Annotated in this window: 29 protein-coding genes; 27 read left to right on the top strand and 2 right to left on the bottom strand. The window is 66.4% G+C overall.

Annotation, left to right across the window (positions count from 1 at the left end; all coding sequences use genetic code 11):
* Positions 1-153: 153 nt before the first annotated feature.
* Positions 154-693: a DUF397 domain-containing protein gene (locus ACSYGN_RS16425; protein WP_460396263.1), complete on the bottom strand. Its 540-nt coding sequence runs from the start codon at positions 691-693 to the stop codon at positions 154-156.
* A 255-nt stretch (positions 694-948) separates the two neighbouring features.
* Here ACSYGN_RS16425 and rpsL point away from each other — a divergent pair, with 255 nt between their 5' ends.
* From rpsL to ACSYGN_RS16390, 7 genes are all read left to right on the top strand, one after another.
* Entirely contained in the window at positions 949-1,320 is a 372-nt protein-coding gene (gene rpsL / locus ACSYGN_RS16420; RefSeq protein ID WP_003948652.1) for a 30S ribosomal protein S12, read from the top strand.
* 2 nt (positions 1,321-1,322) lie between these two features.
* A complete protein-coding gene (gene rpsG, locus ACSYGN_RS16415) occupies positions 1,323-1,793 on the top strand; it encodes a 30S ribosomal protein S7 (RefSeq protein ID WP_073792897.1) in 471 nt (156 codons plus the stop codon).
* A gap of 41 nt (positions 1,794-1,834) precedes the next feature.
* Positions 1,835-3,961, top strand: a complete 2,127-nt coding sequence (gene fusA / locus ACSYGN_RS16410) for an elongation factor G (protein WP_460396261.1) — start codon at positions 1,835-1,837, stop codon at positions 3,959-3,961.
* 156 nt (positions 3,962-4,117) lie between these two features.
* A complete protein-coding gene (tuf, locus tag ACSYGN_RS16405) occupies positions 4,118-5,311 on the top strand; it encodes an elongation factor Tu (RefSeq protein ID WP_460396259.1) in 1,194 nt (397 codons plus the stop codon).
* A 194-nt stretch (positions 5,312-5,505) separates the two neighbouring features.
* Positions 5,506-5,868 (top strand): hypothetical protein, encoded by a 363-nt coding sequence (locus tag ACSYGN_RS16400; protein ID WP_460396257.1) that lies wholly within the window; start codon positions 5,506-5,508, stop codon positions 5,866-5,868.
* A 61-nt stretch (positions 5,869-5,929) separates the two neighbouring features.
* Positions 5,930-7,927, top strand: a complete 1,998-nt coding sequence (locus ACSYGN_RS16395; RefSeq protein ID WP_460396255.1) for a hypothetical protein — start codon at positions 5,930-5,932, stop codon at positions 7,925-7,927.
* A gap of 281 nt (positions 7,928-8,208) precedes the next feature.
* The gene (locus ACSYGN_RS16390; RefSeq protein WP_460396253.1) at positions 8,209-8,463 is read left to right on the top strand and encodes a hypothetical protein; all 255 of its coding nucleotides are present in this window, start codon (positions 8,209-8,211) and stop codon (positions 8,461-8,463) included.
* Here ACSYGN_RS16390 and ACSYGN_RS16385 read toward each other — a convergent pair.
* Positions 8,448-9,356: an RpnC/YadD family protein gene (locus ACSYGN_RS16385; protein WP_460396251.1), complete on the bottom strand. Its 909-nt coding sequence runs from the start codon at positions 9,354-9,356 to the stop codon at positions 8,448-8,450. The two genes, ACSYGN_RS16390 and ACSYGN_RS16385, sit on opposite strands and share 16 nt — an antisense overlap.
* A gap of 392 nt (positions 9,357-9,748) precedes the next feature.
* Between ACSYGN_RS16385 and ACSYGN_RS16380 the strand changes: the two genes are divergently transcribed.
* From ACSYGN_RS16380 to ACSYGN_RS16285, 20 genes are all read left to right on the top strand, one after another.
* The gene (locus ACSYGN_RS16380) at positions 9,749-10,270 is read left to right on the top strand and encodes a hypothetical protein (RefSeq protein WP_460396249.1); all 522 of its coding nucleotides are present in this window, start codon (positions 9,749-9,751) and stop codon (positions 10,268-10,270) included.
* A 1,645-nt stretch (positions 10,271-11,915) separates the two neighbouring features.
* Complete coding sequence (gene mycP / locus ACSYGN_RS16375; RefSeq protein ID WP_460396247.1) at positions 11,916-13,133, top strand: type VII secretion-associated serine protease mycosin; 1,218 nt, start codon at positions 11,916-11,918, stop codon at positions 13,131-13,133.
* A 105-nt stretch (positions 13,134-13,238) separates the two neighbouring features.
* Positions 13,239-13,832: a hypothetical protein gene (locus tag ACSYGN_RS16370; RefSeq protein ID WP_460396245.1), complete on the top strand. Its 594-nt coding sequence runs from the start codon at positions 13,239-13,241 to the stop codon at positions 13,830-13,832.
* Between the two features lie 41 nt (positions 13,833-13,873).
* Entirely contained in the window at positions 13,874-14,872 is a 999-nt protein-coding gene (locus tag ACSYGN_RS16365; RefSeq protein WP_460396243.1) for a hypothetical protein, read from the top strand.
* A 171-nt stretch (positions 14,873-15,043) separates the two neighbouring features.
* Positions 15,044-15,670, top strand: coding sequence for a serine/arginine repetitive matrix protein 2 (locus ACSYGN_RS16360; RefSeq protein ID WP_460396241.1), 627 nt, complete (start codon positions 15,044-15,046; stop codon positions 15,668-15,670).
* A gap of 580 nt (positions 15,671-16,250) precedes the next feature.
* Entirely contained in the window at positions 16,251-16,559 is a 309-nt protein-coding gene (gene rpsJ / locus ACSYGN_RS16355) for a 30S ribosomal protein S10 (RefSeq protein ID WP_003948644.1), read from the top strand.
* 17 nt (positions 16,560-16,576) lie between these two features.
* Positions 16,577-17,221: a 50S ribosomal protein L3 gene (rplC, locus tag ACSYGN_RS16350; protein WP_360951642.1), complete on the top strand. Its 645-nt coding sequence runs from the start codon at positions 16,577-16,579 to the stop codon at positions 17,219-17,221.
* A 7-nt stretch (positions 17,222-17,228) separates the two neighbouring features.
* A complete protein-coding gene (rplD, locus tag ACSYGN_RS16345; protein WP_460396239.1) occupies positions 17,229-17,879 on the top strand; it encodes a 50S ribosomal protein L4 in 651 nt (216 codons plus the stop codon).
* Positions 17,879-18,298: a 50S ribosomal protein L23 gene (gene rplW, locus ACSYGN_RS16340; protein ID WP_460396237.1), complete on the top strand. Its 420-nt coding sequence runs from the start codon at positions 17,879-17,881 to the stop codon at positions 18,296-18,298. The genes rplD and rplW overlap by 1 nt, the downstream gene beginning before the upstream one ends.
* Positions 18,299-18,343: 45 nt before the next feature.
* Positions 18,344-19,180 (top strand): 50S ribosomal protein L2, encoded by an 837-nt coding sequence (rplB, locus tag ACSYGN_RS16335; protein ID WP_460396234.1) that lies wholly within the window; start codon positions 18,344-18,346, stop codon positions 19,178-19,180.
* A 12-nt stretch (positions 19,181-19,192) separates the two neighbouring features.
* Complete coding sequence (rpsS, locus tag ACSYGN_RS16330; RefSeq protein ID WP_006140908.1) at positions 19,193-19,474, top strand: 30S ribosomal protein S19; 282 nt, start codon at positions 19,193-19,195, stop codon at positions 19,472-19,474.
* Between the two features lie 41 nt (positions 19,475-19,515).
* Entirely contained in the window at positions 19,516-19,863 is a 348-nt protein-coding gene (gene rplV, locus ACSYGN_RS16325) for a 50S ribosomal protein L22 (protein ID WP_003974262.1), read from the top strand.
* Positions 19,863-20,684: a 30S ribosomal protein S3 gene (rpsC, locus tag ACSYGN_RS16320; RefSeq protein WP_043443029.1), complete on the top strand. Its 822-nt coding sequence runs from the start codon at positions 19,863-19,865 to the stop codon at positions 20,682-20,684. Before rplV ends, rpsC begins: the two co-directional genes overlap by 1 nt.
* Positions 20,685-20,689: 5 nt before the next feature.
* On the top strand, positions 20,690-21,109 hold the full coding sequence (gene rplP, locus ACSYGN_RS16315) for a 50S ribosomal protein L16 (protein ID WP_360951656.1): 420 nt from the start codon (positions 20,690-20,692) through the stop codon (positions 21,107-21,109).
* A complete protein-coding gene (gene rpmC / locus ACSYGN_RS16310) occupies positions 21,109-21,333 on the top strand; it encodes a 50S ribosomal protein L29 (protein WP_018564811.1) in 225 nt (74 codons plus the stop codon). Before rplP ends, rpmC begins: the two co-directional genes overlap by 1 nt.
* Positions 21,333-21,617 (top strand): 30S ribosomal protein S17, encoded by a 285-nt coding sequence (rpsQ, locus tag ACSYGN_RS16305; RefSeq protein ID WP_200418828.1) that lies wholly within the window; start codon positions 21,333-21,335, stop codon positions 21,615-21,617. Before rpmC ends, rpsQ begins: the two co-directional genes overlap by 1 nt.
* A gap of 305 nt (positions 21,618-21,922) precedes the next feature.
* Positions 21,923-22,291 (top strand): 50S ribosomal protein L14, encoded by a 369-nt coding sequence (rplN, locus tag ACSYGN_RS16300; protein WP_003998823.1) that lies wholly within the window; start codon positions 21,923-21,925, stop codon positions 22,289-22,291.
* Between the two features lie 2 nt (positions 22,292-22,293).
* Entirely contained in the window at positions 22,294-22,617 is a 324-nt protein-coding gene (rplX, locus tag ACSYGN_RS16295; protein ID WP_360951661.1) for a 50S ribosomal protein L24, read from the top strand.
* Positions 22,617-23,174: a 50S ribosomal protein L5 gene (gene rplE / locus ACSYGN_RS16290; RefSeq protein WP_053661885.1), complete on the top strand. Its 558-nt coding sequence runs from the start codon at positions 22,617-22,619 to the stop codon at positions 23,172-23,174. The genes rplX and rplE overlap by 1 nt, the downstream gene beginning before the upstream one ends.
* A 5-nt stretch (positions 23,175-23,179) precedes the next feature.
* On the top strand, positions 23,180-23,365 hold the full coding sequence (locus tag ACSYGN_RS16285; RefSeq protein WP_003956452.1) for a type Z 30S ribosomal protein S14: 186 nt from the start codon (positions 23,180-23,182) through the stop codon (positions 23,363-23,365).
* Positions 23,366-23,592 lie beyond the last annotated feature (227 nt).

The following is a 23,592-nucleotide window of genomic DNA, read 5'->3' as shown; positions in this document are numbered from 1 at the left end:
TCCGGTCCAGGTCTGTCTGCCCGGGGGCGAGGCGGCCGGCGAGTCCGAGGAGGTGACGCCGGAGCCGGCCCGTTCTCCCGGCGATTTCCTCATGGGCTACGGCGGACTGACCCTTTTCGTCGCGGGGATCGTGAGGAGGCCCTGTCCCGCCCATTACCGGTCGGCTGCCAGGTCTGTGTCCGGCTGGCCGGGCCGTGAGGTCACCGCGGGGGCACAGGGCGTCTGAGGGCTTCGGTGGAGTTCGTCCAGGCCGCCCGGCTGACCGTGGTGCAGGGGAGGAGACGGTTCCTTGGAATCGCGTATGGCGATCAGGGGGCCGGTCTCCGCTATTTCCACGCACGCGTTGCCGGAATCCTCGGAGTACGGGGACTTGCGCCACCGTGGCTGGGACAAGGCGCACCTCAGCTGAGGAGCGCGTGGCTTCCCGCCGCCCGTAGCGGGCCCCGTCGGGCCTCTGCGGATCTGCTCCGGCCGCTGGCGCTTGCGCGGCGGAGCCGCACTGTGACACAGCTCCGTGCCCCTGTCGGAGCGGTCAGGCGAACCGGCGATCAGAAGATCGGATCTTGTGACGCACGGCGGTGAATTCGATCCGCAGCAGGTCGCGTCCCGTCCCCTTTGCGTGTCGTTCGCCTCCGTTCGCGTGTTGTTCGCGTTCGTGGTACAGCGATGACCACCCTCAAAACCGCAGGTCATCCTCGGCGCAACCGGTCCCCCTCTTTCTGTTTTGACCGGAGTGATTGTGCTAGGTACGCTCAGACCTTGTGCCTGGGGTGTGCCCTGGCCCTCGTGCGTGCCATCACACCGCACCGGGGCCGTGACCGGCCACCGTGATCCGCGCTCTTTTCTGCCCTCCGGCAGGGGGTCCGCGGAATCCGACACACCCGACCGCGTGGGTCGGCGACGTTCCAGGTTAGCTGTACTTATCGGCACACAGAAACCGGAGAAGTAGTGCCTACGATCCAGCAGTTGGTCCGCAAGGGCCGACAGGACAAGGTCGAGAAGAACAAGACGCCCGCACTCGAGGGTTCGCCCCAGCGTCGCGGCGTCTGCACGCGTGTGTTCACGACCACCCCGAAGAAGCCGAACTCGGCCCTGCGTAAGGTCGCGCGTGTGCGTCTGACCAGCGGGATCGAGGTCACCGCTTACATTCCGGGTGAGGGACACAACCTGCAGGAGCACTCCATCGTGCTCGTGCGCGGCGGCCGTGTGAAGGACCTGCCGGGTGTTCGCTACAAGATCATCCGCGGCTCGCTCGACACCCAGGGTGTCAAGAACCGCAAGCAGGCCCGCAGCCGCTACGGCGCCAAGAAGGAGAAGTAAGAATGCCTCGTAAGGGCCCCGCCCCGAAGCGCCCGGTCATCATCGACCCGGTCTACGGTTCTCCTCTGGTGACCTCCCTGATCAACAAGGTGCTGCTGAACGGCAAGCGCTCCACTGCCGAGCGCATCGTCTACGGCGCCATGGAGGGCCTGCGCGACAAGACCGGCAACGACCCGGTCATCACGCTGAAGCGCGCCCTCGAGAACATCAAGCCGACCCTCGAGGTCAAGTCCCGCCGTGTCGGTGGCGCCACCTACCAGGTGCCGATCGAGGTCAAGCCCGGCCGTGCCAACACCCTGGCGCTGCGCTGGCTCGTGGGCTACTCCCGCGCCCGTCGCGAGAAGACCATGACCGAGCGTCTGCTCAACGAGCTTCTCGACGCTTCGAACGGCCTCGGTGCGGCCGTCAAGAAGCGCGAGGACACGCACAAGATGGCCGAGTCCAACAAGGCCTTCGCGCACTACCGCTGGTAGTCGCAGTCCACATCGAGAGACCGAGAGAAGACAGAAGCCTCATGGCTACCACTTCGCTTGACCTGGCCAGGGTGCGCAACATCGGCATCATGGCCCACATCGACGCGGGCAAGACGACCACCACCGAGCGGATCCTGTTCTACACCGGCGTTTCCTACAAGATCGGTGAGGTCCACGACGGCGCCGCCACCATGGACTGGATGGAGCAGGAGCAGGAGCGTGGCATCACGATCACCTCTGCTGCCACCACCTGTCACTGGCCGCTGGAAGACGTCGACCACACCATCAACATCATCGACACGCCGGGGCACGTCGACTTCACCGTCGAGGTGGAGCGCTCCCTGCGCGTGCTCGACGGTGCCGTGACGGTGTTCGACGGCGTCGCCGGCGTGGAGCCCCAGTCCGAGACGGTGTGGCGTCAGGCGGACCGCTACGGCGTTCCGCGCATCTGCTTCGTCAACAAGCTCGACCGCACCGGTGCCGAGTTCCACCGCTGCGTCGACATGATCAGCGACCGTCTGGGTGCCCAGCCGATCGTCATGCAGCTGCCGATCGGTGCCGAGGCCGACTTCAAGGGCGTCGTGGACCTGGTCCGCATGAAGGCGTTCGTCTGGTCCGCCGAGGCGACCAAGGGCGAGATGTACGACGTCGTCGACATCCCGGCCACGCACACCGAGGCCGCCGAGGAATGGCGCGGCAAGCTCCTCGAGTCCGTCGCCGAGAACGACGAAGAGATCATGGAGCTGTACCTGGAGGGCGAGGAGCCCTCCGAGGAGCAGCTGTACGCCGCGATCCGCCGCATCACCATCGCCTCCGGCAAGTCCAAGGACACCACCGTCACCCCGGTGTTCTGCGGCACCGCGTTCAAGAACAAGGGCGTCCAGCCCCTGCTCGACGCGGTCGTGCGCTACCTCCCCTCCCCGCTCGACGTCGAGGCCATCAAGGGCCACGCCGTCAACGACCCGGAGGAGGTCGTCAAGCGCAGGCCGTCCGACGACGAGCCGCTGTCGGCGCTGGCGTTCAAGATCATGAGCGACCCGCACCTCGGCAAGCTCACCTTCGTCCGGGTCTACTCGGGCCGCCTGGAGTCCGGCACCGCGGTGCTGAACTCGGTCAAGGGCAAGAAGGAGCGCATCGGCAAGATCTACCGCATGCACGCGAACAAGCGTGAGGAGATCGACTCGGTGGGCGCGGGCGACATCATCGCCGTGATGGGTCTGAAGCAGACCACGACCGGTGAGACGCTGTGCGACGACAAGCAGCCGGTGATCCTGGAGTCCATGGACTTCCCGGCGCCGGTCATCGAGGTCGCCATCGAGCCCAAGTCGAAGGGCGACCAGGAGAAGCTCGGCGTCGCGATCCAGCGCCTGGCCGAGGAGGACCCCTCCTTCCAGGTGCACTCCGACGAGGAGACCGGCCAGACCATCATCGGCGGTATGGGCGAGCTGCACCTCGAGGTGCTGGTCGACCGTATGCGCCGTGAGTTCAAGGTCGAGGCCAACGTCGGCAAGCCGCAGGTCGCGTACCGCGAGACGATCCGCAAGACTGTCGAGCGGGTCGACTACACGCACAAGAAGCAGACCGGTGGTACCGGCCAGTTCGCCAAGGTGCAGATCGGCATCGAGCCCCTCGAGGGCGGCGACACGTCGTACGAGTTCGTCAACAAGGTGACCGGTGGTCGCATCCCGAAGGAATACATCCCTTCGGTGGACGCCGGCTGCCAGGAGGCCATGCAGTTCGGCATCCTCGCGGGCTACGAGATGACCGGCGTGCGCGTGATCCTGCACGACGGTGGCTACCACGAGGTCGACTCCTCCGAGCTGGCGTTCAAGATCGCCGGTTCGCAGGCGTTCAAGGAGGCCGCGCGCAAGGCCTCGCCCGTGCTGCTCGAGCCGCTGATGGCCGTCGAGGTCACCACGCCCGAGGACTACATGGGTGAGGTCATCGGCGACATCAACTCCCGCCGTGGCCAGATCCAGGCCATGGAGGAGCGGATGGGTGCCCGCATCGTGAAGGGCCTCGTGCCCCTTTCGGAGATGTTCGGCTACGTCGGGGACCTCCGCAGCAAGACGTCGGGTCGCGCCAGCTACTCGATGCAGTTCGACTCCTACGCCGAGGTTCCGCGGAACGTCGCCGAGGAGATCATCGCGAAGGCCAAGGGCGAGTAACGCACTTCGTTTGCACGCTCTAGGCTTGACCCCGGAGCCTCACGGGACAAACAGCCGCAATCCGCGGTGTTTGTCCCGGGTTCCGGGCCTTTACAGCAAAGATCACCTGGCGCCGATGAAGTAAGGCGTACAGAACCACTCCACAGGAGGACCCCAGTGGCGAAGGCGAAGTTCGAGCGGACTAAGCCGCACGTCAACATCGGCACCATCGGTCACATCGACCACGGTAAGACGACCCTCACGGCCGCCATTACCAAGGTGCTGCACGACGCGTACCCGGACCTGAACGAGGCCACCCCGTTCGACAACATCGACAAGGCGCCCGAGGAGCGTCAGCGCGGTATCACCATCTCCATCGCGCACGTCGAGTACCAGACCGAGGCGCGTCACTACGCCCACGTCGACTGCCCGGGTCACGCGGACTACATCAAGAACATGATCACCGGTGCCGCGCAGATGGACGGCGCGATCCTCGTGGTCGCCGCCACCGACGGCCCGATGCCGCAGACCAAGGAGCACGTGCTCCTGGCCCGCCAGGTCGGTGTTCCGTACATCGTCGTCGCCCTGAACAAGGCCGACATGGTGGACGACGAGGAGATCATGGAGCTCGTCGAGCTCGAGGTCCGTGAGCTCCTCTCCGAGTACGAGTTCCCGGGCGACGACCTGCCGGTCGTGCGTGTCTCCGCGCTGAAGGCGCTCGAGGGCGACCCGGAGTGGACCCAGTCCGTTCTGGACCTCATGAACGCCGTCGACACCTCCATCCCGCAGCCCGAGCGTGACGTCGACAAGCCGTTCCTGATGCCCATCGAGGACGTCTTCACGATCACCGGTCGCGGCACGGTCGTCACCGGCCGTATCGAGCGTGGCATCCTCAAGGTCAACGAGACCGTCGACATCATCGGCATCAAGACCGAGAAGACCTCCACCACGGTCACCGGTATCGAGATGTTCCGCAAGCTGCTCGACGAGGGCCAGGCCGGTGAGAACGTCGGTCTGCTGCTCCGCGGTATCAAGCGCGAGGACGTCGAGCGCGGCCAGGTCATCATCAAGCCGGGCTCGGTCACCCCGCACACCGAGTTCGAGGCGCAGGCCTACATCCTGTCCAAGGACGAGGGTGGCCGCCACACGCCGTTCTTCAACAACTACCGCCCGCAGTTCTACTTCCGTACGACGGACGTGACCGGCGTGGTGACCCTCCCCGAGGGCACCGAGATGGTCATGCCGGGTGACAACACCGAGATGCTGGTGTCGCTCATCCAGCCCGTCGCCATGGAGGAGGGCCTGAAGTTCGCCATCCGTGAGGGTGGTCGCACGGTGGGCGCCGGCCAGGTCACCAAGATCAACAAGTGATCTCGGTCTGAGACCCCAGGTCTCGGAAGAGGCCCGTACGACTTCGGTCGTACGGGCCTCTTCGCGTGTGCGGACGTCAACCAGATGGGTGTGAAGGCCACCGTGACGAAGCCGGGGGAGCGGCGGTTGATGGTGGTGACGGTGGTGACGGTGGTGACGGCGGATGCGGGCGTACGAGGCGGGAGGTGTCGTGGATGTCGAACGACGCAGGAGTGTCCGGCGGCCGGGTGGACCTGGCGTCCTCGCCCGCCGAGAAGCGGGCGGCGTCGGGGGCGCTGGAGCGGCACGTCGAGCCGGACACGGCGAAGGCCGGCCGCTGGGCGGACGAGGAGACCACGGCGGCGGTGAAGGCGTTCGGGGCCCGGGACGGCGACGGCTGGGCCACGGCCTCCGCGCTGCGCAAGGCCCACGAGACCTGGGAGGACCAGGTACGGAACCTCCTGGACCGGCTCGGCTCGGAGCGGGACGCGCTGCGCAGCGGCAACCGGGTCCTGACGAGTACGGATCTCGCGACGGGATCGGCGCTGCGGGAGACGTCGGCGCTGGACCGGTACTGAACCGGGACGGGGACAGGGACAGGGACGGGGACGGTCAGCGATGCCGACGTACCACGAGATCATGAGCGCCGACCTGGCCGCCCTCACCACCGCCGCCGAGCGCTGGGACGGCATGGCGGTCGAGTTCGCCAAGCAGGAGAAGGCCTACCGCCGGGATGTGCACCGCATCTCGATGGGCCGCTCCTGGACCGGCCTGAGCGCGACAGCGGCGAACGCCCGCTTCGACGCGACGCTGAAGGAGTTCCAGTACGCGCAGACGGAGGCGAAGGCGATCGCGTCGCTGCTGCGGGATGCGCATGCCCAGTTCGTGGGGCTGCGGGGCAGAGTGGAGGCTGCACGGCGGGACGTGGTGGGCGCCGGGCTGCGAGTGTCGGAGCGGGGAGTGGTGAGTTCGGACGAGGACGCCGACCACGGCCCTGTGGACCACTGGCAGGAACGGCTCGACAAGGCGGTACGGGATGTCGCGGACGCGGACGAGGGGGTGCGGATCGCGTTGGCGGGGGCCGTGGTCGACTCGGGGGCCCTGGTGGGGGGACGGGGCTTCAACGGTGGGGCGATGGGTGACATCGAGAAGTACGAGGCCGGTGAGGCGGAGGGCCTGCTGGGCAGGCTGGCAGCCGGACGCTCCCTGTCACATCGCCAACTGACGGAACTCCAGAGGCTGTTCAGGGACAACGAGGGGGATGAAGCGTTCTCCCGCACGGTCCTGGACGACCTGGGAGCCGGGGGCACGATCAGACTGACGAACGAACTGAACGACCTGATGCATACGGGTGCCGCCGCTGCGGGCGACTACGCGTCGATCGAAATGGGCCTGGCCGACTCGCTCGCTACGGCGACGAAGGACACGAAGTCTGACTGGTACCGGGACTGGCGGGCGGAGATGCGGAAGGCGGGGGTGGGGCACTACGCCACGGAGGCGCAGGGCGCGTACCTGGACAAGGCGGTCGGATACCAGTCGCTGGTGACGCTGATGGAGAAGGGGCACGGCTATTCCCCGTCGATGCTGGGCGATCTGACCGACGACATGATCGCGGCGGAGCGAAAGGAACCTGGCATGTGGCGCCTGAAAGGGGACTACAGCGGCAACCGGACGGGCTGGTTCGCGAACGACCCCGTGGACGGAATGCTGGGCATCATGAGCCACGACCCGGATACGGCGGCGCGGTACCTGAATTCCGGTGACCATCTGAAATACCTGATGAAGGACCGCGACTGGAACGTCGCCCTCCACTCCCAGGAAGGCCCGAAAGCACCGACCTATACGCCGGGTCTGGACGTCGACGACCGGGCGGGCTTCGGAGCGGCCCTGCAAGCGGCGGCAACAGGAATCGACCCAGCGGATAAGAACGCCCACTTCGTCACCCACACGAATGAGAACGACGAGGTCTTCCGAAACTCGCTCAAGTATCTGGCAGACAGCGAGGACAAGTTCCCGCCGTCACTCCGGAAGTCTGTAGCGGCGATGCTTGTCAATCACGGGGGAGTGGTGCATGCGGCGATGAGCGAGGTGGCCATTTCCGAGTCGCCGCTGGATCAGCACGAACTGTTCGAGGTGGCGAAGCAGGTGTCCAAGGACAAGGACGCTTACGGAACGCTGAACGGGGGCCTGAACCAGGCCATGGTGGCCGGCATCCACGGCGACGACTCGAACTCGACGGAATCCCTGGTCCGCGCGGGCCGGACAGTGGGCTTCCTGGAGGAGGCCCGCATCCAGGCCCAGGGCGACCCGAAGACGGCGGAGTTCACGAGCAAGCCGATGTTCGACAAGGCGATTGGTTATATTCCGGTGGTGGGGGGTGATGTGCAGGAGGGGTTTGATTATGTTACGGACAAGTGGCTTGCTGATGAGCAGAAAAAGCTTGACGACAAGAATGTCGATGACAATGTCCAGGCGTACAGCAAGAGAAACGGCCAACTGATGGCTCTTGCAGGGGAATGGAGCAAGCTGCATCGAGTGGATGCCGACTCCTACTTCAATTCCAAAGAAGAGATCAATAGATCGGCTCGCGATGGTATTGCTCACGCTGCGGGAGTGTCAGGGGAACAGCCCAAGTGAAACAAGCCTTGATGGTCCTGATCCTTTTGACGGCTTGTTGCGCATGTTCCGTTGAACATGCGACTCCGAGTGAGATCTGTGGGACGCAGGTCGATCCTGGCCTGACTCGTACGCTTGTAAAATCCACGTCTGATTTTCACGAATTCACTCGCGTTGATCGCGCCGAAGCGATCACTGCACCTTGTGCGCTCATCTCGGGTCACGATCCCGTGCTTGAATTTAGTTTCTCGTGGGATGAGACTCGCACGGATCTCTTCTACTTGGCAACCGACACAGGCGCAGTGTCACGCATTACTGACCCCCGCCGTATCGAATCCGGCTACGAAACAATCGTCGGAACCGACGGAGCCATCTCCACCACCCCCTGTAAGACCACCGGCGGCAACTATTTCACCCTCACCCTCCAACTCCCGCAGGTGCGGCAGCAGGACCGCACGCACCGGCAGGACATCGAGAGGTTCATGAGGGCCTACTTCCCGGCCACCCTCAAAACCCTGGGCTGCGGGAAGAGTAGCCAGCCTCAGCAGGCGTCGTGATCGGGCTCGGAGAAGACCTCGGCGGCCGACGTGGCCGTGATGGCGCGGTCGAACCAACGCCCTAGGAGGTCAAGGTCCTCGCAGGACGTGATGCGCTGGCGGTCTTCGCCCGAGAGTGAGACACCCCGGCGGTCCAGAAGAAGCGTGATGTCCTCGGCCTTTCCCTGGACGATGCCTTCGGCCCGGCCCTCGTCGCGCAGCTCGTCGGCGACGGAGGACTGGAAGAATGAGAGGTCGACGGCCATGAGTTCCCTCCAGAGGTCTGCGGCCGGGGTCTTTTCCAGGCCTTGCAGGGTCAGTTCGATCAGTTTCTCGGCGCTGTCTTCGTCGCGCTCCTGCAGGTCACGCAGGGCAGGAGCCATCGCGTCCAGTATGGCCTTGATCTCCGGATCGCGGCGGTGCACAACGGCTGACAGCACCGACATCGGGAGGTCTTGGGCCACAGAGTCCGGCGTGGTGAAGACGGGGATGTTGTTCGGCCCCAGCACCATGGGACGCAGGGTGAGCGCGGGCCAGTGAGCCGGGCCGATGTCCACGTGTCGGGCCGCCCACCTGGCGGTGGCACGGTCCTGGCAGACGACCGCCAGTACGGGCGGCAGCTTGTACTTGGCGTAGAGGTAGGCGAGGTAATAGGTCCAGCTCGCGAGCTTGTCCGGGTCCTGCTTGCCCTGGGCCTCAATGGCGAGGATGTACTGCTCCGAGCTGGCGGTCGTGATGCTCAGCACGGTGTCGACACGTCGTTCGAGCGGGTAGATCTCGGTGACGTCGGTCGGGAGCAGCTCGCTGGACACGGGGTCGGCGAACGGGATGCCGATGGTCCGGGCGGTGCGGGCGAAGAGTCCTGGGTCCTCCTGGAAGATCCGGTGCATCACTTCGTGTGGGGAACTGACCATGGTGGTGCTTGGCCTCTCGTCGGCGTGAACGTGAGGTCGTAGCGCGCTGCGCCCGTACGTTCACTCCCTGGTGTTGCCGGGAGCATATGCAGACCAATCACCTGAAAATCTAGCTGAGTTGAAGAAACTCACCCATCCGAGTGATCACCGGGAGAGAAAGCGGTGATGTCCGATTCGGCCCGGACCGTCACGCCCGTGGCTCCAGGAAGTCGCAGAGTCCCCGTATCTGAGTACGCGCACTCATGTGCCGCCCCGCGCAGCCGTGTTGAGTAGAGCAACAGCCTGGAGCGAGCTAGCACGATCACTACCGCCGACACTTACCGTGTCGATCTTGTCGCAGGCCGTCGTTAGAGTTGTGGCTGAGACTCTGTTGTGCGACCGCAGGGGAGGGCATGGTGCTGCCGAGCGATGGCGGGACAGGCGCGCAGCCGTCGTCGTGGGCGTCGGGGGTGTTCGACGGAGTACGGGACGCCGCGCATGCCGCCGCCGACGTGGCCACCGAGTTGTCGTCGTTCACGCAGTTCCAGAAGCGGATCGACGATCTGATCCGGGATCTGAAGGGGTCGGACGCCGCGCCGGGGAAGGTCGGGCAGGAGCGGCTCGTGCGGCATCAGTTCGGCGGTGGGGACAAGACGTGGGCGGAGGCGGCGGGGCTGTTCAGCGCGTACCAGACGGTGATCGGTGAACTGGAGACCCTGTCCAAGCTGCTCTCCGACTCTATGGAGGGCATGGGCATCGCGGTGATGGCTTCGCACAAGGGCTACCAGAACATCGACCTGGACGTCCGTGAGCGCATGGCGGCGATCAGCGCGGAGACGACGGAGCACTACGGCGGGAGTTGCAACCCATCGTCGAAGAGGCATGACGGCAACGAGAAGAAGCCGAAGGGCGCCGACGCGGGTGGCTCGATCTGACGGGCTCGACGGGAACGAGGGAGAGCTGATGGCAGGGAAGGGAACCGGCGGCGGTACATCCTTCGAGGACATGAGCCACGAGGAGATGCTGGCGTGGCTCGACCAGGCGAACTCGGGCGAGGTGCAGTCCGCGGCCGACCGCCTCACCACGGCCGCCAAGGAGATCCGCAAGATTGCCGAGGAGCTCAAGGTCCGCCCGCAGTGGGTGGAATGGAAGGGCGAGGGTGCGAACGCGTTCCGCACCTGGGCCGGCGATCTGGCCAACTCGACGTTGCGGCTGGGTGACTTCAGCGAGGGCGCCGCGAAGTGGCTGAGCGAGGCGTCGGGCGCCATCGCCACGGCCCAGGCGTCGGTCCCGCGCGACTCCAAGAGCGCGCAGGCCAACCTGAGCGCGGCGAAGGCCGCCCACAACGACCCGGACGCGGCGGCAATCAGCGTCAAGTCCAGGAGCGAACTGGCCGCCCTGGCGGCGGACTGCGAGAAGGTCCGCCAGGAGGCGGCTGCGCAGATGCGGAAACTGGGGCAGTCGTATTCCTGGTCCGCGACGCAGATCAACGCGCTGGAGAGGCCGAAGTTCCCGCCGCCGCCCGCAGCTGTCTTGTCGATCGATCAAGGGTCCGAGGACATGGCTCGCCCCGAGACCGCAGCTTCCGGTACGACAAGGCGTGGTGGGAGCAGCAGCGTTTCCGGCAGAGTCGGTACCACTGGAGCGGCGCGTGGCCATGCGGTGACCTCCGGAGGGCTTGAGGTGAATCCCTCTGCAAGCCCGGAGCTGCCGCATCGCGCGGACCGTCTGGGTCCGCGTTCGTCGGTCGACGAGCCCGCAACCCATGTCGGCATCGACTCTTTGGGCGTAGTGCCGGAAGTTCACCATTCGCCCGCGGACGTTCCGGGTGGGGCGCCTGCGACCCCTCGTCCGAACCCGGAAGTATCGCCAGTTGCGAACGGCGTGGTACCGCCCCGTGTTGGCGGGCCATCACGCGTGCCATCTGCCTCAGGCGGCCCGGGCAGGCCGGCCCCCGGCGGACGCCTGCCCACCCAGTCCGGTCACGGGGCGGCCGGTACGGTTCCTGGTCGAGGAGTCACCGGACCCGGCGCAGCCCCGAGCCGTGGCCTGTCTGGCTCCGGCGCTCCGCTCGGTGGGCGTGCCCTCCCGGGCCAAGGCATGGCACCCGGCCGGGGCGTACCGGCCAGTTCTGGGATCACCGGTGGGCGCCCTGCCGCAACGTCCGGCACCGGCAGGCCAGTCGGGCGACTGCCCGGCGGGACGGTCGTCGGCGGAGAGTCCGCGGGCAGCCGGAATTCGGCTGGCGGCAGGTCAGCAGCAGGTCCGCGAGGGCAGTCGGTCATTCGCTCGCCTGAACCGACAGCCGGGCAGTCCGTGTCGTCTCCGCGTGATGGGGTCACCGGCGGCCGCGTACGGCAGACAGGTCGCACTCCGACACGCCCTGGTGCCCCGGTACCCTCCGCACCGACGCGGGGAGGTATCTCCGGAGGCGTTCCCGGCGGGTCCGGTACTCGGGGTGCCACTGCCGGGGAGACAGGTGGTGCCCGGCGGCGACGGTGGAAGCAGACCGACCGGCGCGACGAACCACGGACCGAAGATCGCTGATCGAGGACCAGGGACAGGGGAGGAAGGAAGGGCATGCCCACCGGCACAGCGCGCCACAGGAGGATCTGGGCCTTGGCCTCGGCGGCCACCGGTCTGTTGCTGGTGGGCGGCACAGCCACGCAGGCACAGGCCGACTCCACCCGATCCCAGCAGTGGTATCTGGATGCCATGCACGCCGAGGAGATGTGGCGGACGAGCACGGGCAAGGGGATCACCGTTGCCGTGATCGACACAGGGGTCGATCCGGACAATCCCGATCTGAAGGGGCAGGTGCTTGACGGAAAGGACCTCGCAGCCGCAGCTCGAGCCGGTGACGAGCACACGGACTACGACGGTCACGGCACGGGAATGGCAGGGCTCATCGCTGGCACCGGCGCCTACGACGGAGGAAAGGGTGCGTTCGGCCTCGCACCGGGCGTCAAAGTCCTTCCTGTTCGGATCCCGGGCGCGAAAGATGACACCCCCTTCGCAGGACTGTCCTACCTCAGCAAGGCGATTCGCTATGCGGCAGACTCAGATGCAAGAGTGATCAACATCTCCTTGGCCTCGACCACCCACTCATCGCAGCTGACCGCCGCCGTGAAATACGCCTTGGACCACGGCTCGCTCATTTTCGCTGGTATAGGCAATGACGGAGACAAGGGCAACCCCGTCGAATATCCGGCGGCCACTCCCGGTGTCGTCGGTGTGGCCGCGGTGGGCAAGAACCTTCGGCGGGCTTCCTGGTCCGGGTTCGGTCCCCAAGTGGACATCTCCGCTCCCGGGGTGGACATGGTCCACGCCTGCGGCGGCAAGACTGGCCTCTGCAAGTCCGAAGGCACCAGTGACGCCACCGCCCTCGCCTCCGCCAGCGCCGCACTGATCTGGTCGAAGCATCCGAACTGGACCAACAACCAGGTCCTCCGCGTCATGCTCAACACCATCGGTGCCCCCACGGACGGCAGCAAGCGCAACGACTCCATCGGCTATGGCATCGTCCGCCCCCGTATCGCCCTTCAGAACCCCGGCGACCCAGGCCCCGCAGACAAATACCCGCTCCCGGACTTCCAGGCCGCCGCGTCGGCATCACCGTCTCCGGGCACCACCGCTGCCGGAGGTTCCGCCGCTCCCGCAAGGGCCGGTCAGGCATCCTCCGGTGACGGCGACAGCAGCACGCTCCTGTGGAGCGCGACCGGTGTCGGAGCCGCCTTGCTCGTCGGCGGAGGTGCTGCGGCCGTGGTCATCGGCAGGCGTCGGCGTTCCGCTGTGTAGTTCGTCAAATGGACGTCATGGTCACAGGTTCTGGCGCCGTCGGGCAGCAGGCAGATTGCTAGCCTGGCAGGCGCACGCCAACAAGCCTACGGGGGGCGGACATTCATGTTGGAGTCGACAGAGCATATAACCGGCGGTCATGCCACAACTCCGGTCAATACGCGGCTGAATCAGCTGCCGGCCGACTCAGGAGGTTCTGGCGGCGGGCAGCCCGACCTGGCGTCGTCGCCTGCAGAGAAGCGTGCCGCGGCGAAAGCGATCGAGGATCACATTGAGCCCGGCACCAAGACTTCCGCCGACTGGGCGGACGAGGAGACCAACGCCGCCGTCAAGGAGTTGAAGGCCGCCTACCACATGGTTGGCGGAGCAGTGACCCCGCTCTATGTCACTACCGGACCGGTATCCATCGCCTACGGCGATGCTCTGCAACGTGGCGTGGACACCCTGACTTGGGAACTTGGCAATTCCATGAAAGCGGATGCCGACGCAACTGCAAATGCCGCGATTGCCGACGAGTACCTGCGCTCCAACGAGAAGGTGGCATACATGATCGACGGTTGGGCGCAGGGCCGGTCAGACATCGACACCAGTACGCCCGAGGGTCAGGACTTGGTCCGGAAGTTCACCACGAACATGCTCCAGGGTCACAACCGAGGAGCCGAAACGGCGGGCAAGTACATGACCGACACAGCGAATTGACCCCATCCATGACATCTGCTTCGACCACCCCGAGGAAACCCGTGAGCGTACCGTCCCGCCGCCGCCCCGGACGGCTCGTCGTGGTGATCGTTGTCGCCCTGTGTGTTTCGCTGGCGGGTGGGATCGGGGGCTGGCTCTATGCCCGTTCGAGCGATGGCACGGATCCCTGCAGCGAACTGAGCGGGGACAAACGCATACGCTCGGTCCTTGAGCCCGGTGAGCACGATGGTGCGAGCTGCTCCCGACTCGGGAGTGCCATTCGGCGAGCCACGACCGGTGAAAAGGCCGGCGGGCACTCGCTGAGCCAGGCGCAGGCGATGAAGAACGTTGTGCTCGCCCTGGACGACGTCACCAGGAACGGAGCGGGCCATCTGGACCCCGCGCTTGCTGTTCCCGTGTCGAAGGCGTTGGCGGACTACATGCCGGACGTCTATCAGATCGTCGCGCCCGGCAACGTGGAGTACGTGCGTGCGGAACGTGACGCCGAGCCACCCTGGCAGGATGATGACGGCGTGCACATGTCCGTTTTTTCAACTGCTCTCCTCCACGTGATGCGTGAGCTCGCGGACAGCCCACCCGCGTATGCGCAACTGCGGGACGCGGCGTCCCGGCACGCCGCCGAATCGTTCGCGTCGGTACCGCGCAGCGCCGAGGACTGGCGCTTCGAATCACCCACGCGAGCGGCGGCCTACGTCCTTGGCGCGCTGGACGCCGTTGCTGACGATGTCCGAAAGGGTTCGGGGGAGGACAACTGGAAGGACTGGAGCACCGAGGTCTTCGATCGGCTGACGAAGACCTCGTCCACGCTCCCCGCTTACGAGGATGATCCCGCCGGACATATTCAGATCTCGTGGCAGCAGACGCTGCATGCCACCGGTCAGAAAGACCTTCTGCCCGGCCTTGAGGGCCAGGCCACCGGTATGACCGAGGTGTGGGGCAAAGCGGCGGGTCTCGATACGGAACTCCGGAAATCGCTCCTCGAGGTGGCCCGTGACAACTCGGACCTTGGCCTGCAGAGCACCCAGCGAGACCTGTCCTGAGCTCCTGGTGTCATTGCATTCGGGAACTGGGGGGAGGCCGTCAAACTTGCCACCTCGGGTTCAGCGGTGGACAAGCACCCCCAGGAGGAGCGGTCTATGCAGAACGTGCTCCCGGTGATGGCGTCGGCGTCCCCCCACCCCCCGCAAGCCACTGCCGTACCATGCCGCACTGTGGCGATACCGAACCCCTGGGGAGCACCGTACGGCGGTCTGCCGCCTGCGCCTCCGGACATCCCGGCGAAAGATCTGCGGCCTCGGCGCTTCTGGTACGTGGTGGCTGCGGTGCTGGGGCTTGTGCTCGCCGGTGTCGGTACCGGTCTCATCGTGGTGACGGTCAAGAACACGGTGGAGTCGATCGACACCGCTCAGAGCTTCTCCAGCGGGGGCTCCCGGACGGTCCGGTTCGTCCAGGGGGAGACCAAGGCCATCTACGTCTCCCAGTCCGGGAAGAGCCAGGTCAGCTGCCGGATCCCGGGGCTGGGGTCCGGGACGATCAGCCAGCCGGACAGCACCTTCCGTATCACTCTCGGGTCCCGCAGCTGGGAGCGTGTCTTCGAGGTGAAGCCCGGCACGAGCGGTGACTACACGGTCACCTGCGTCTCGGAGCTGCCGGCCGAGTTCGCGGTGGGCGACAAGCCCCGTGTGGGGGCCACGGTCGTCGGCATCGTCGCGGCGGTCGGCTGCTTTCTCGCCGCGGTTGCCGCCGTCGTGAGCATCGTCGTTGTCACCGCTGTGCGGCGCAGCCGCCACCGTCGTCGGCTCCTCGCCGGGTGGGCTCCTCCGCCGCAGTGGGGCTGACCTTCAGCCTTCAGACCCGGTTCGGTCCGGTCCGGTCCGGTCCGGTCCGGTTCGGTTCCGTTCGGATTGCGTCCTGAGGCGGGCGGCTCGTTGCGATCGTTCGTGATCGCCGGTGGTCGTCCATGAGTGCCTGCGATTGCTCGCGATCGCCCGTGATCCTCGCCCCGCGTTTGACCCTGGCCCTTCCGCGGGTACTCTCTACGCCCCGATTGGCCAGCCCCCCGTCCGCTGTGGCAGACTGTCGGAGTTGCTCGGTCGAGTGTTGATGCTGCGCGCCTCCCGCCGGGGGGACCGGAAGCGAGTCCCACAGTACTCGTCAACTCCATGAGGGTTGGACGTACGGGAATCTTCCGGGAAGTGTCAGTGCGGCACCGGCCAGGCACCCGGTGGGCTTTTCGTCCCCGGCTCGCGGTTCTGGTAGGGCCGTGTTCAGTCCCCGCAGGGATGTTCGAACAAGGGACATCTGTGTCGGCGGACGTGCGACACGCCCGACCGCGTGGGTCGGAGAGCGGGGGAGTCCTGGAGACAGGACGACCACCGGGTTCCAGAGCGTTCACAGAGACAGGACTACGGAGTAGCCATGGCGGGACAGAAGATCCGCATTCGGCTCAAGGCCTACGACCACGAGGTCATCGACTCCTCGGCGAAGAAGATCGTCGAGACGGTGACCCGTACTGGTGCGTCGGTCGCGGGCCCGGTGCCGCTGCCCACTGAGAAGAACGTGTACTGCGTCATCAAGTCGCCGCACAAGTACAAGGACTCGCGCGAGCACTTCGAGATGCGCACGCACAAGCGCCTGATCGACATCCTCGACCCCACGCCCAAGACCGTTGACTCTCTGATGCGACTCGACCTCCCGGCCGGTGTCGACATCGAGATCAAGCTCTGAGGGCCGGTGAGCTGAGAATGACCAAGCAGATCAAGGGCATCCTGGGCGAGAAGCTCGGCATGACGCAGGTGTGGGACGAGAACAACCGTGTTGTTCCGGTCACCGTCGTCAAGGCCGGCCCCAATGTCGTCACCCAGGTCCGCACGAACGACGTCGACGGCTACGAGTCCGTCCAGCTCGCCTTCGGCGAGATCGACCCGCGCAAGGTGAACAAGCCCCTCAAGGGTCACTTCGCGAAGGCCGACGTCACCCCCCGTCGCCACCTCGTCGAGATCCGCACGGCTGACGCCGCCGAGTACACGCTCGGCCAGGAAGTCACCGCCGAGGTCTTCGAGGCCGGTGTCAAGGTCGACGTGACCGGCAAGAGCAAGGGCAAGGGCTTCGCCGGTGTCATGAAGCGTCACAACTTCAAGGGCCTCGGCGCCGGACACGGCACCCAGCGCAAGCACCGCTCCCCGGGCTCCATCGGTGGCTGCGCCACCCCGGGCCGTGTGTTCAAGGGCCTCCGCATGGCGGGTCGTATGGGCAACGAGCGGGTCACCACCCAGAACCTGACCGTCCACGCCGTTGACGCGGAGAAGGGTCTGCTGCTCATCAAGGGCGCGGTTCCCGGTCCGAACGGCGGCCTCGTCCTGGTCCGCACCGCGGCCAAGGGGGCCTGAGGTAACGATGAGCACTGTTGACATCCTTTCGCCCGCGGGCGAGAAGGCCGGTACCGTCGAGCTCCCCGCGGAGATCTTCGACGCCAAGGTCAGCGTTCCGCTGATCCACCAGGTCGTCGTCGCGCAGCTGGCCGCCGCCCGCCAGGGCACCCACAAGGTGAAGACCCGTGGCGAGGTCCGCGGTGGCGGCAAGAAGCCGTACCGCCAGAAGGGCACCGGCCGCGCCCGTCAGGGCTCGACCCGCGCCCCGCAGTTCGCCGGTGGTGGCGTCGTGCACGGCCCGACCCCGCGTGACTACTCGCAGCGCACCCCGAAGAAGATGAAGGCCGCCGCCCTGCGCGGTGCCCTCACCGACCGGGCGCGTCACAACCGCATCCACGTCGTCGCCGGCGTGGTCGAGGGCGAGAACCCCAGCACCAAGGCCGCCAAGAGCCTGTTCGGCAAGATCAGCGAGCGCAAGAACCTGCTCCTGGTCGTCGACCGCGCCGACGAGGCCGCGTGGCTGTCCGCCCGCAACCTGCCCCAGGTCCACATCCTGGAGCCGGGCCAGCTGAACACGTACGACGTTCTCGTCTCGGACGACGTGGTCTTCACCCAGGCCGCGTTCGAGTCCTTCGTGTCCGGCCCGAAGGCCAACACCGAAGGGAGCGAGGTCTGATGGCCATCCGTCACCCCGCCATCGCCTCCAAGGCGGCCAAGGCCGCCAAGGCCGCGCGCGTCGCCAAGGCGCGTCGTCACGCCGCCGAGGGCAAGAACACCGTCGAGACGCCGCTGAGCAAGTCGTACACGGACCCCCGTGACGTCCTGCTGAAGCCGGTCGTCTCCGAGAAGAGCTACGCGCTCCTCGACGAGAACAAGTACACGTTCATCGTCGACCCGAACGCCAACAAGACCCAGATCAAGCAGGCCGTCCAGGCGGTCTTCTCGGTCACGGTCACCGGGGTCAACACGATCAACCGCCAGGGCAAGCGCAAGCGCACGAAGACCGGTTTCGGTCAGCGCTCCGCCACCAAGCGCGCGATCGTGACCCTCGCCGAGGGCGACCGCATCGACATCTTCGGCGGTCCGACCGCGTAAGCGGCCGGTCCAGATAATCGGGAATCTTCCGAGGACTGAGAGACAATGGGAATCCGCAAGTACAAGCCGACTACGCCGGGCCGTCGTGGTGCCAGCGTCGCCGACTTCGTCGAGGTCACGCGGTCCACGCCGGAGAAGTCGCTGGTCCGCCCGCTGCACAGCAAGGGCGGCCGTAACAACGCCGGTCGTGTGACCGTTCGCCACCAGGGTGGCGGACACAAGCGCGCCTACCGAGTGATCGACTTCCGTCGTCACGACAAGGACGGCGTGCCGGCGAAGGTCGCGCACATCGAGTACGACCCCAACCGCACCGCGCGCATCGCGCTGCTGCACTACGCCGACGGCGAGAAGCGTTACATCCTCGCCCCGCGCAACCTGCAGCAGGGCGACACCGTGGAGAACGGTCCCGGGGCCGACATCAAGCCGGGCAACAACCTTGCCCTGCGCAACATCCCCGTCGGTACCACGATCCACGCGATCGAGCTCCGTCCCGGCGGTGGCGCCAAGTTCGCCCGTTCCGCGGGTGCCTCGGTGCAGTTGCTGGCGCGTGAGGGTGCCATGGCGACCCTCCGTATGCCGTCCGGCGAGATCCGCATGGTGGACGCGCGCTGCCGCGCCACCGTCGGTGAGGTCGGCAACGCCGAGCAGAGCAACATCAACTGGGGCAAGGCGGGCCGCAAGCGGTGGCTGGGCGTCCGCCCGACCGTCCGTGGTGTCGTCATGAACCCGGTCGACCACCCGCACGGTGGTGGTGAGGGCCGGACCTCCGGTGGCCGTCACCCCGTGTCCCCCTGGGGCCAGAAGGAAGGCCGTACTCGTTCGCCCAAGAAGGCGTCGAACAAGTACATCGTCCGCCGCCGCAAGACGAACAAGAAGCGCTAAGGACGGGTTGAGATGCCGCGTAGCCTGAAGAAGGGGCCCTTCGTCGACGACCACCTGATGAAGAAGGTGGACGTACAGAACGAAGCCGGTTCCAAGAACGTCATCAAGACCTGGTCCCGCCGCTCGATGATCGTCCCGGCCATGCTCGGCCACACGATCGCGGTGCACAACGGCAAGACCCACATCCCGGTGTTCGTCACCGAGTCGATGGTCGGCCACAAGCTCGGCGAGTTCTCGCCGACGCGCACCTTCCGGGGTCACGTCAAGGACGACCGGAAGTCGAAGCGCCGCTAAGCGGATCGCATTCAGACACGTAAGTAACTGAAGGGACAACCATGGAAGCCAGGGCCCAGGCGCGGTACATCCGCGTCACGCCCATGAAGGCCCGCCGCGTGGTGGACCTCATCCGTGGCATGGACGCCACGGAGGCCCAGGCCGTCCTGCGATTCGCTCCGCAGGCAGCCTCCGTGCCCGTCGGCAAGGTGCTCGACAGCGCCATCGCCAACGCCGCGCACAACTACGACCACACCGACGCCGACAGCCTCTTCATCTCGGAGGCGTATGTCGACGAGGGCCCGACCCTGAAGCGGTTCCGTCCGCGCGCCCAGGGCCGTGCCTACCGGATCCGCAAGCGGACCAGCCACATCACCGTGGTCGTCAGCAGCAAGGAAGGAACCCGGTAATGGGCCAGAAGGTTAACCCGCATGGGTTCCGGCTCGGTGTCACCACGGACTTCAAGTCCCGGTGGTACGCCGACAAGCTGTACAAGGACTACGTCAAGGAAGACGTCGCCATCCGCCGGATGATGACGTCCGGCATGGAGCGCGCCGGCATCTCCAAGGTCGAGATCGAGCGCACCCGTGACCGTGTGCGTGTGGACATCCACACCGCTCGTCCGGGCATCGTCATCGGCCGCCGCGGCGCCGAGGCCGACCGCATCCGCGGCGACCTCGAGAAGCTCACCGGCAAGCAGGTCCAGCTGAACATCCTCGAGGTCAAGAACCCCGAGACCGATGCCCAGCTGGTCGCGCAGGCCGTCGCCGAGCAGCTCTCCTCCCGCGTCTCCTTCCGCCGGGCCATGCGCAAGAGCATGCAGTCCGCCATGAAGGCCGGCGCCAAGGGCATCAAGATCCAGTGCGGTGGCCGCCTCGGCGGCGCCGAGATGTCCCGCTCGGAGTTCTACCGCGAGGGCCGTGTGCCCCTGCACACGCTCCGCGCGAACGTGGACTACGGCTTCTTCGAGGCCAAGACGACCTTCGGCCGTATCGGTGTGAAGGTCTGGATCTACAAGGGCGACGTCAAGAACATCGCCGAGGTCCGCGCCGAGAACGCCGCAGCCCGCGCGGGCAACCGCCCGGCGCGCGGCGGTGCCGACCGCCCGGCCCGTGGTGGCCGCGGTGGCGAGCGGCGCGGTCGCAAGCCGCAGCAGGCTCCGGCTGCCGAGGCCCCCAAGGCCGAGGCTCCCGCCGCCGCTCCGGCTGAGAGCACCGGAACGGAGGCCTGACCGACATGCTGATCCCCCGTAGGGTCAAGCACCGCAAGCAGCACCACCCCACGCGCAGCGGCGCTGCCAAGGGCGGTACCACGGTCGCGTTCGGCGAGTACGGCATCCAGGCGCTCACCCCGGCGTATGTGACCAACCGTCAGATCGAGGCCGCTCGTATCGCCATGACGCGTCACATCAAGCGTGGTGGCAAGGTCTGGATCAACATCTACCCGGACCGTCCGCTCACCAAGAAGCCCGCCGAGACCCGCATGGGTTCCGGTAAGGGTTCCCCGGAGTGGTGGATCGCCAACGTCAAGCCCGGACGCGTGATGTTCGAGCTGTCGTACCCCAACGAGAAGATCGCCCGTGAGGCGCTGACCCGTGCGGCCCACAAGCTGCCGATGAAGTGCCGGATCGTCAAGCGCGAGGCAGGTGAAGCGTGATGTCGGCCGGTACCAAGGCGTCCGAGCTGCGCGAGCTGGGCAACGAGGAGCTTCTGGGCAAGCTCCGCGAGGCCAAGGAAGAGCTGTTCAACCTCCGCTTCCAGGCGGCGACCGGTCAGCTTGAGAACCACGGCCGTCTGAAGGCGGTCCGCAAGGACATCGCGCGGATCTACACCCTGATGCGCGAGCGTGAGCTGGGCATCGAAACGGTGGAGAACGCCTGATGAGCGAGAACAACGTGACTGAGAAGACCGAGGCGCGCGGTTTCCGCAAGACCCGTGAGGGTCTCGTCGTCAGCGACAAGATGGACAAGACCGTCGTCGTCGCCGTCGAGGACCGCGTCAAGCACGCCCTGTACGGCAAGGTCATCCGCCGTACGAACAAGCTCAAGGCGCACGACGAGCAGAACGCCGCGGGTGTCGGCGACCGCGTCCTCCTCATGGAGACCCGGCCGCTGTCCGCGACGAAGCGCTGGCGCGTCGTCGAGATCCTCGAGAAGGCGAAGTAACCGAGCGGGGGCTCACGCCCTCGTCGGCCCCCGCTGGGGGCTTCACCGCCGGGCCCTCGGGCCGGGCGGGCGGGCCCCCGCCGGGTGCCGCCGCGGCCTGAGGGCCGACGGCGGTCACCCAGCGCCCGCCGAGGCGGCGCCGCTTTGGGCCCCAGGGCCCGGGCGGCGCGCGACCCGGCGGACGGGCTTCCCTCCCCGAGGCACAAGTAATTCCTGCGGGAGCTGCTCGCAGGACGGTTCCGCCAGGCTCGCAGGGCCGCCCTACAAGGGCCCTGCGGGAACCGGCAGACAATCAGGAGATAGACGTGATCCAGCAGGAGTCGCGACTGCGTGTCGCCGACAACACTGGTGCGAAGGAAATCCTTTGCATCCGTGTGCTCGGTGGCTCCGGTCGCCGCTACGCGGGCATCGGTGACGTCATCGTCGCCACCGTCAAGGACGCGATCCCCGGTGGCAACGTGAAGAAGGGTGACGTCGTCAAGGCGGTCATCGTTCGCACCGTCAAGGAGCGCCGCCGTCCGGACGGCTCGTACATCCGCTTCGACGAGAACGCCGCCGTCATTCTGAAGAACGACGGCGACCCTCGTGGCACCCGCATCTTCGGCCCGGTCGGCCGGGAGCTGCGCGAGAAGAAGTTCATGAAGATCATCTCGCTCGCGCCGGAGGTGCTGTAAGCATGAAGATCAAGAAGGGTGACCTGGTCCAGGTCGTCACCGGCAAGGACAAGGGCAAGCAGGGCAAGGTCATCGCGGCCTTCCCCCGCGAGGACCGCGTCCTGGTCGAGGGCGTCAACCGGGTCAAGAAGCACACCAAGGCCGGTCCGACCGCTCGCGGTTCGCAGGCCGGCGGCATCGTCACGACCGAGGCGCCGATCCACGTCTCCAACGTCCAGCTGGTCGTTGAGAAGGACGGCAAGAAGGTCGTCACGCGTGTCGGTTACCGCTTCGACGACGAGGGCAACAAGATCCGCGTTGCCAAGCGGACGGGTGAGGACATCTGATGGCTACCACCACCACGCCGCGTCTCAAGACGAAGTACCGCGAGGAGATCGCGGGCAAGCTGCGCGACGAGTTCAAGTACGAGAACGTCATGCAGGTGCCCGGCCTCGTCAAGATCGTGGTCAACATGGGTGTGGGCGACGCCGCCCGCGACTCCAAGCTGATCGAGGGCGCCATCCGCGACCTCACCACGATCACCGGTCAGAAGCCGGCCGTCACCAAGGCCCGCAAGTCCATCGCGCAGTTCAAGCTGCGTGAGGGCCAGCCGATCGGTGCCCACGTCACGCTCCGTGGCGACCGCATGTGGGAGTTCCTGGACCGCACCCTGTCGCTCGCGCTCCCGCGCATCCGCGACTTCCGTGGTCTGTCCCCCAAGCAGTTCGACGGCCGTGGCAACTACACCTTCGGTCTCACGGAGCAGGTCATGTTCCACGAGATCGACCAGGACAAGATCGACCGCGTCCGGGGTATGGACATCACCGTGGTCACCACGGCGACCAACGACGCTGAGGGCCGCGCGCTCCTTCGTCACCTCGGCTTCCCGTTCAAGGAGGCGTGAGCGAGATGGCGAAGAAGGCTCTGATCGCTAAGGCTGCTCGCAAGCCCAAGTTCGGTGTGCGCGCGTACACCCGCTGCCAGCGCTGCGGTCGTCCGCACTCCGTCTACCGCAAGTTCGGCCTCTGCCGTGTGTGCCTTCGTGAGATGGCTCACCGCGGCGAGCTGCCGGGCGTGACCAAGAGCTCCTGGTAATCCCGTATTTCGGGATTCTGGGACCTCTCGGTAAGCAACCGGGCCGGCGAAGGTCCGCTCTCCTGATGCCGTAGGCTGGGAGGGTTGGGCTTTCGCCGCCCTGGATCACCCGCGGACAGATGTCCGCCGAAAGATTGCTTACTACGCCGTAGGTCCCCGCGCCGCACCCGTCCCGTCTCAGAAGTACGGGGAGAGGGATGGCGCATATAGGAAACCCCGGCGAGAAA

The sequence above is a fragment of the Streptomyces sp. YIM S03343 genome, from assembly GCF_054729195.1.
This window is presented reverse-complemented; position numbering and strand designations above follow the sequence as displayed.

Bases quoted from the DNA above. Each gene is read 5' to 3' on its own strand.
- ACSYGN_RS16380 (WP_460396249.1), top strand. From the start codon at position 9,749: ATGGTGCTGCCGAGCGATGGCGGGACAGGCGCGCAGCCGTCGTCGTGG.
- rplV (WP_003974262.1), top strand. From the start codon at position 19,516: ATGGAAGCCAGGGCCCAGGCGCGGTACATCCGCGTCACGCCCATGAAG.
- rplW (WP_460396237.1), top strand. From the start codon at position 17,879: ATGGCCATCCGTCACCCCGCCATCGCCTCCAAGGCGGCCAAGGCCGCC.
- rpsG (WP_073792897.1), top strand. From the start codon at position 1,323: ATGCCTCGTAAGGGCCCCGCCCCGAAGCGCCCGGTCATCATCGACCCG.
- rpmC (WP_018564811.1), top strand. From the start codon at position 21,109: ATGTCGGCCGGTACCAAGGCGTCCGAGCTGCGCGAGCTGGGCAACGAG.
- rplB (WP_460396234.1), top strand. From the start codon at position 18,344: ATGGGAATCCGCAAGTACAAGCCGACTACGCCGGGCCGTCGTGGTGCC.
- mycP (WP_460396247.1), top strand. From the start codon at position 11,916: ATGCCCACCGGCACAGCGCGCCACAGGAGGATCTGGGCCTTGGCCTCG.
- ACSYGN_RS16395 (WP_460396255.1), top strand. From the start codon at position 5,930: ATGAGCGCCGACCTGGCCGCCCTCACCACCGCCGCCGAGCGCTGGGAC.
- rpsS (WP_006140908.1), top strand. From the start codon at position 19,193: ATGCCGCGTAGCCTGAAGAAGGGGCCCTTCGTCGACGACCACCTGATG.
- rplE (WP_053661885.1), top strand. From the start codon at position 22,617: ATGGCTACCACCACCACGCCGCGTCTCAAGACGAAGTACCGCGAGGAG.
- rpsC (WP_043443029.1), top strand. From the start codon at position 19,863: ATGGGCCAGAAGGTTAACCCGCATGGGTTCCGGCTCGGTGTCACCACG.
- ACSYGN_RS16400 (WP_460396257.1), top strand. From the start codon at position 5,506: ATGTCGAACGACGCAGGAGTGTCCGGCGGCCGGGTGGACCTGGCGTCC.
- rplD (WP_460396239.1), top strand. From the start codon at position 17,229: ATGAGCACTGTTGACATCCTTTCGCCCGCGGGCGAGAAGGCCGGTACC.
- rplC (WP_360951642.1), top strand. From the start codon at position 16,577: ATGACCAAGCAGATCAAGGGCATCCTGGGCGAGAAGCTCGGCATGACG.
- ACSYGN_RS16285 (WP_003956452.1), top strand. From the start codon at position 23,180: ATGGCGAAGAAGGCTCTGATCGCTAAGGCTGCTCGCAAGCCCAAGTTC.
- ACSYGN_RS16385 (WP_460396251.1), bottom strand. From the start codon at position 9,356: ATGGTCAGTTCCCCACACGAAGTGATGCACCGGATCTTCCAGGAGGAC.
- rpsJ (WP_003948644.1), top strand. From the start codon at position 16,251: ATGGCGGGACAGAAGATCCGCATTCGGCTCAAGGCCTACGACCACGAG.
- ACSYGN_RS16425 (WP_460396263.1), bottom strand. From the start codon at position 693: ATGACCTGCGGTTTTGAGGGTGGTCATCGCTGTACCACGAACGCGAAC.
- fusA (WP_460396261.1), top strand. From the start codon at position 1,835: ATGGCTACCACTTCGCTTGACCTGGCCAGGGTGCGCAACATCGGCATC.
- rplP (WP_360951656.1), top strand. From the start codon at position 20,690: ATGCTGATCCCCCGTAGGGTCAAGCACCGCAAGCAGCACCACCCCACG.
- rpsQ (WP_200418828.1), top strand. From the start codon at position 21,333: ATGAGCGAGAACAACGTGACTGAGAAGACCGAGGCGCGCGGTTTCCGC.
- ACSYGN_RS16370 (WP_460396245.1), top strand. From the start codon at position 13,239: ATGTTGGAGTCGACAGAGCATATAACCGGCGGTCATGCCACAACTCCG.
- rplX (WP_360951661.1), top strand. From the start codon at position 22,294: ATGAAGATCAAGAAGGGTGACCTGGTCCAGGTCGTCACCGGCAAGGAC.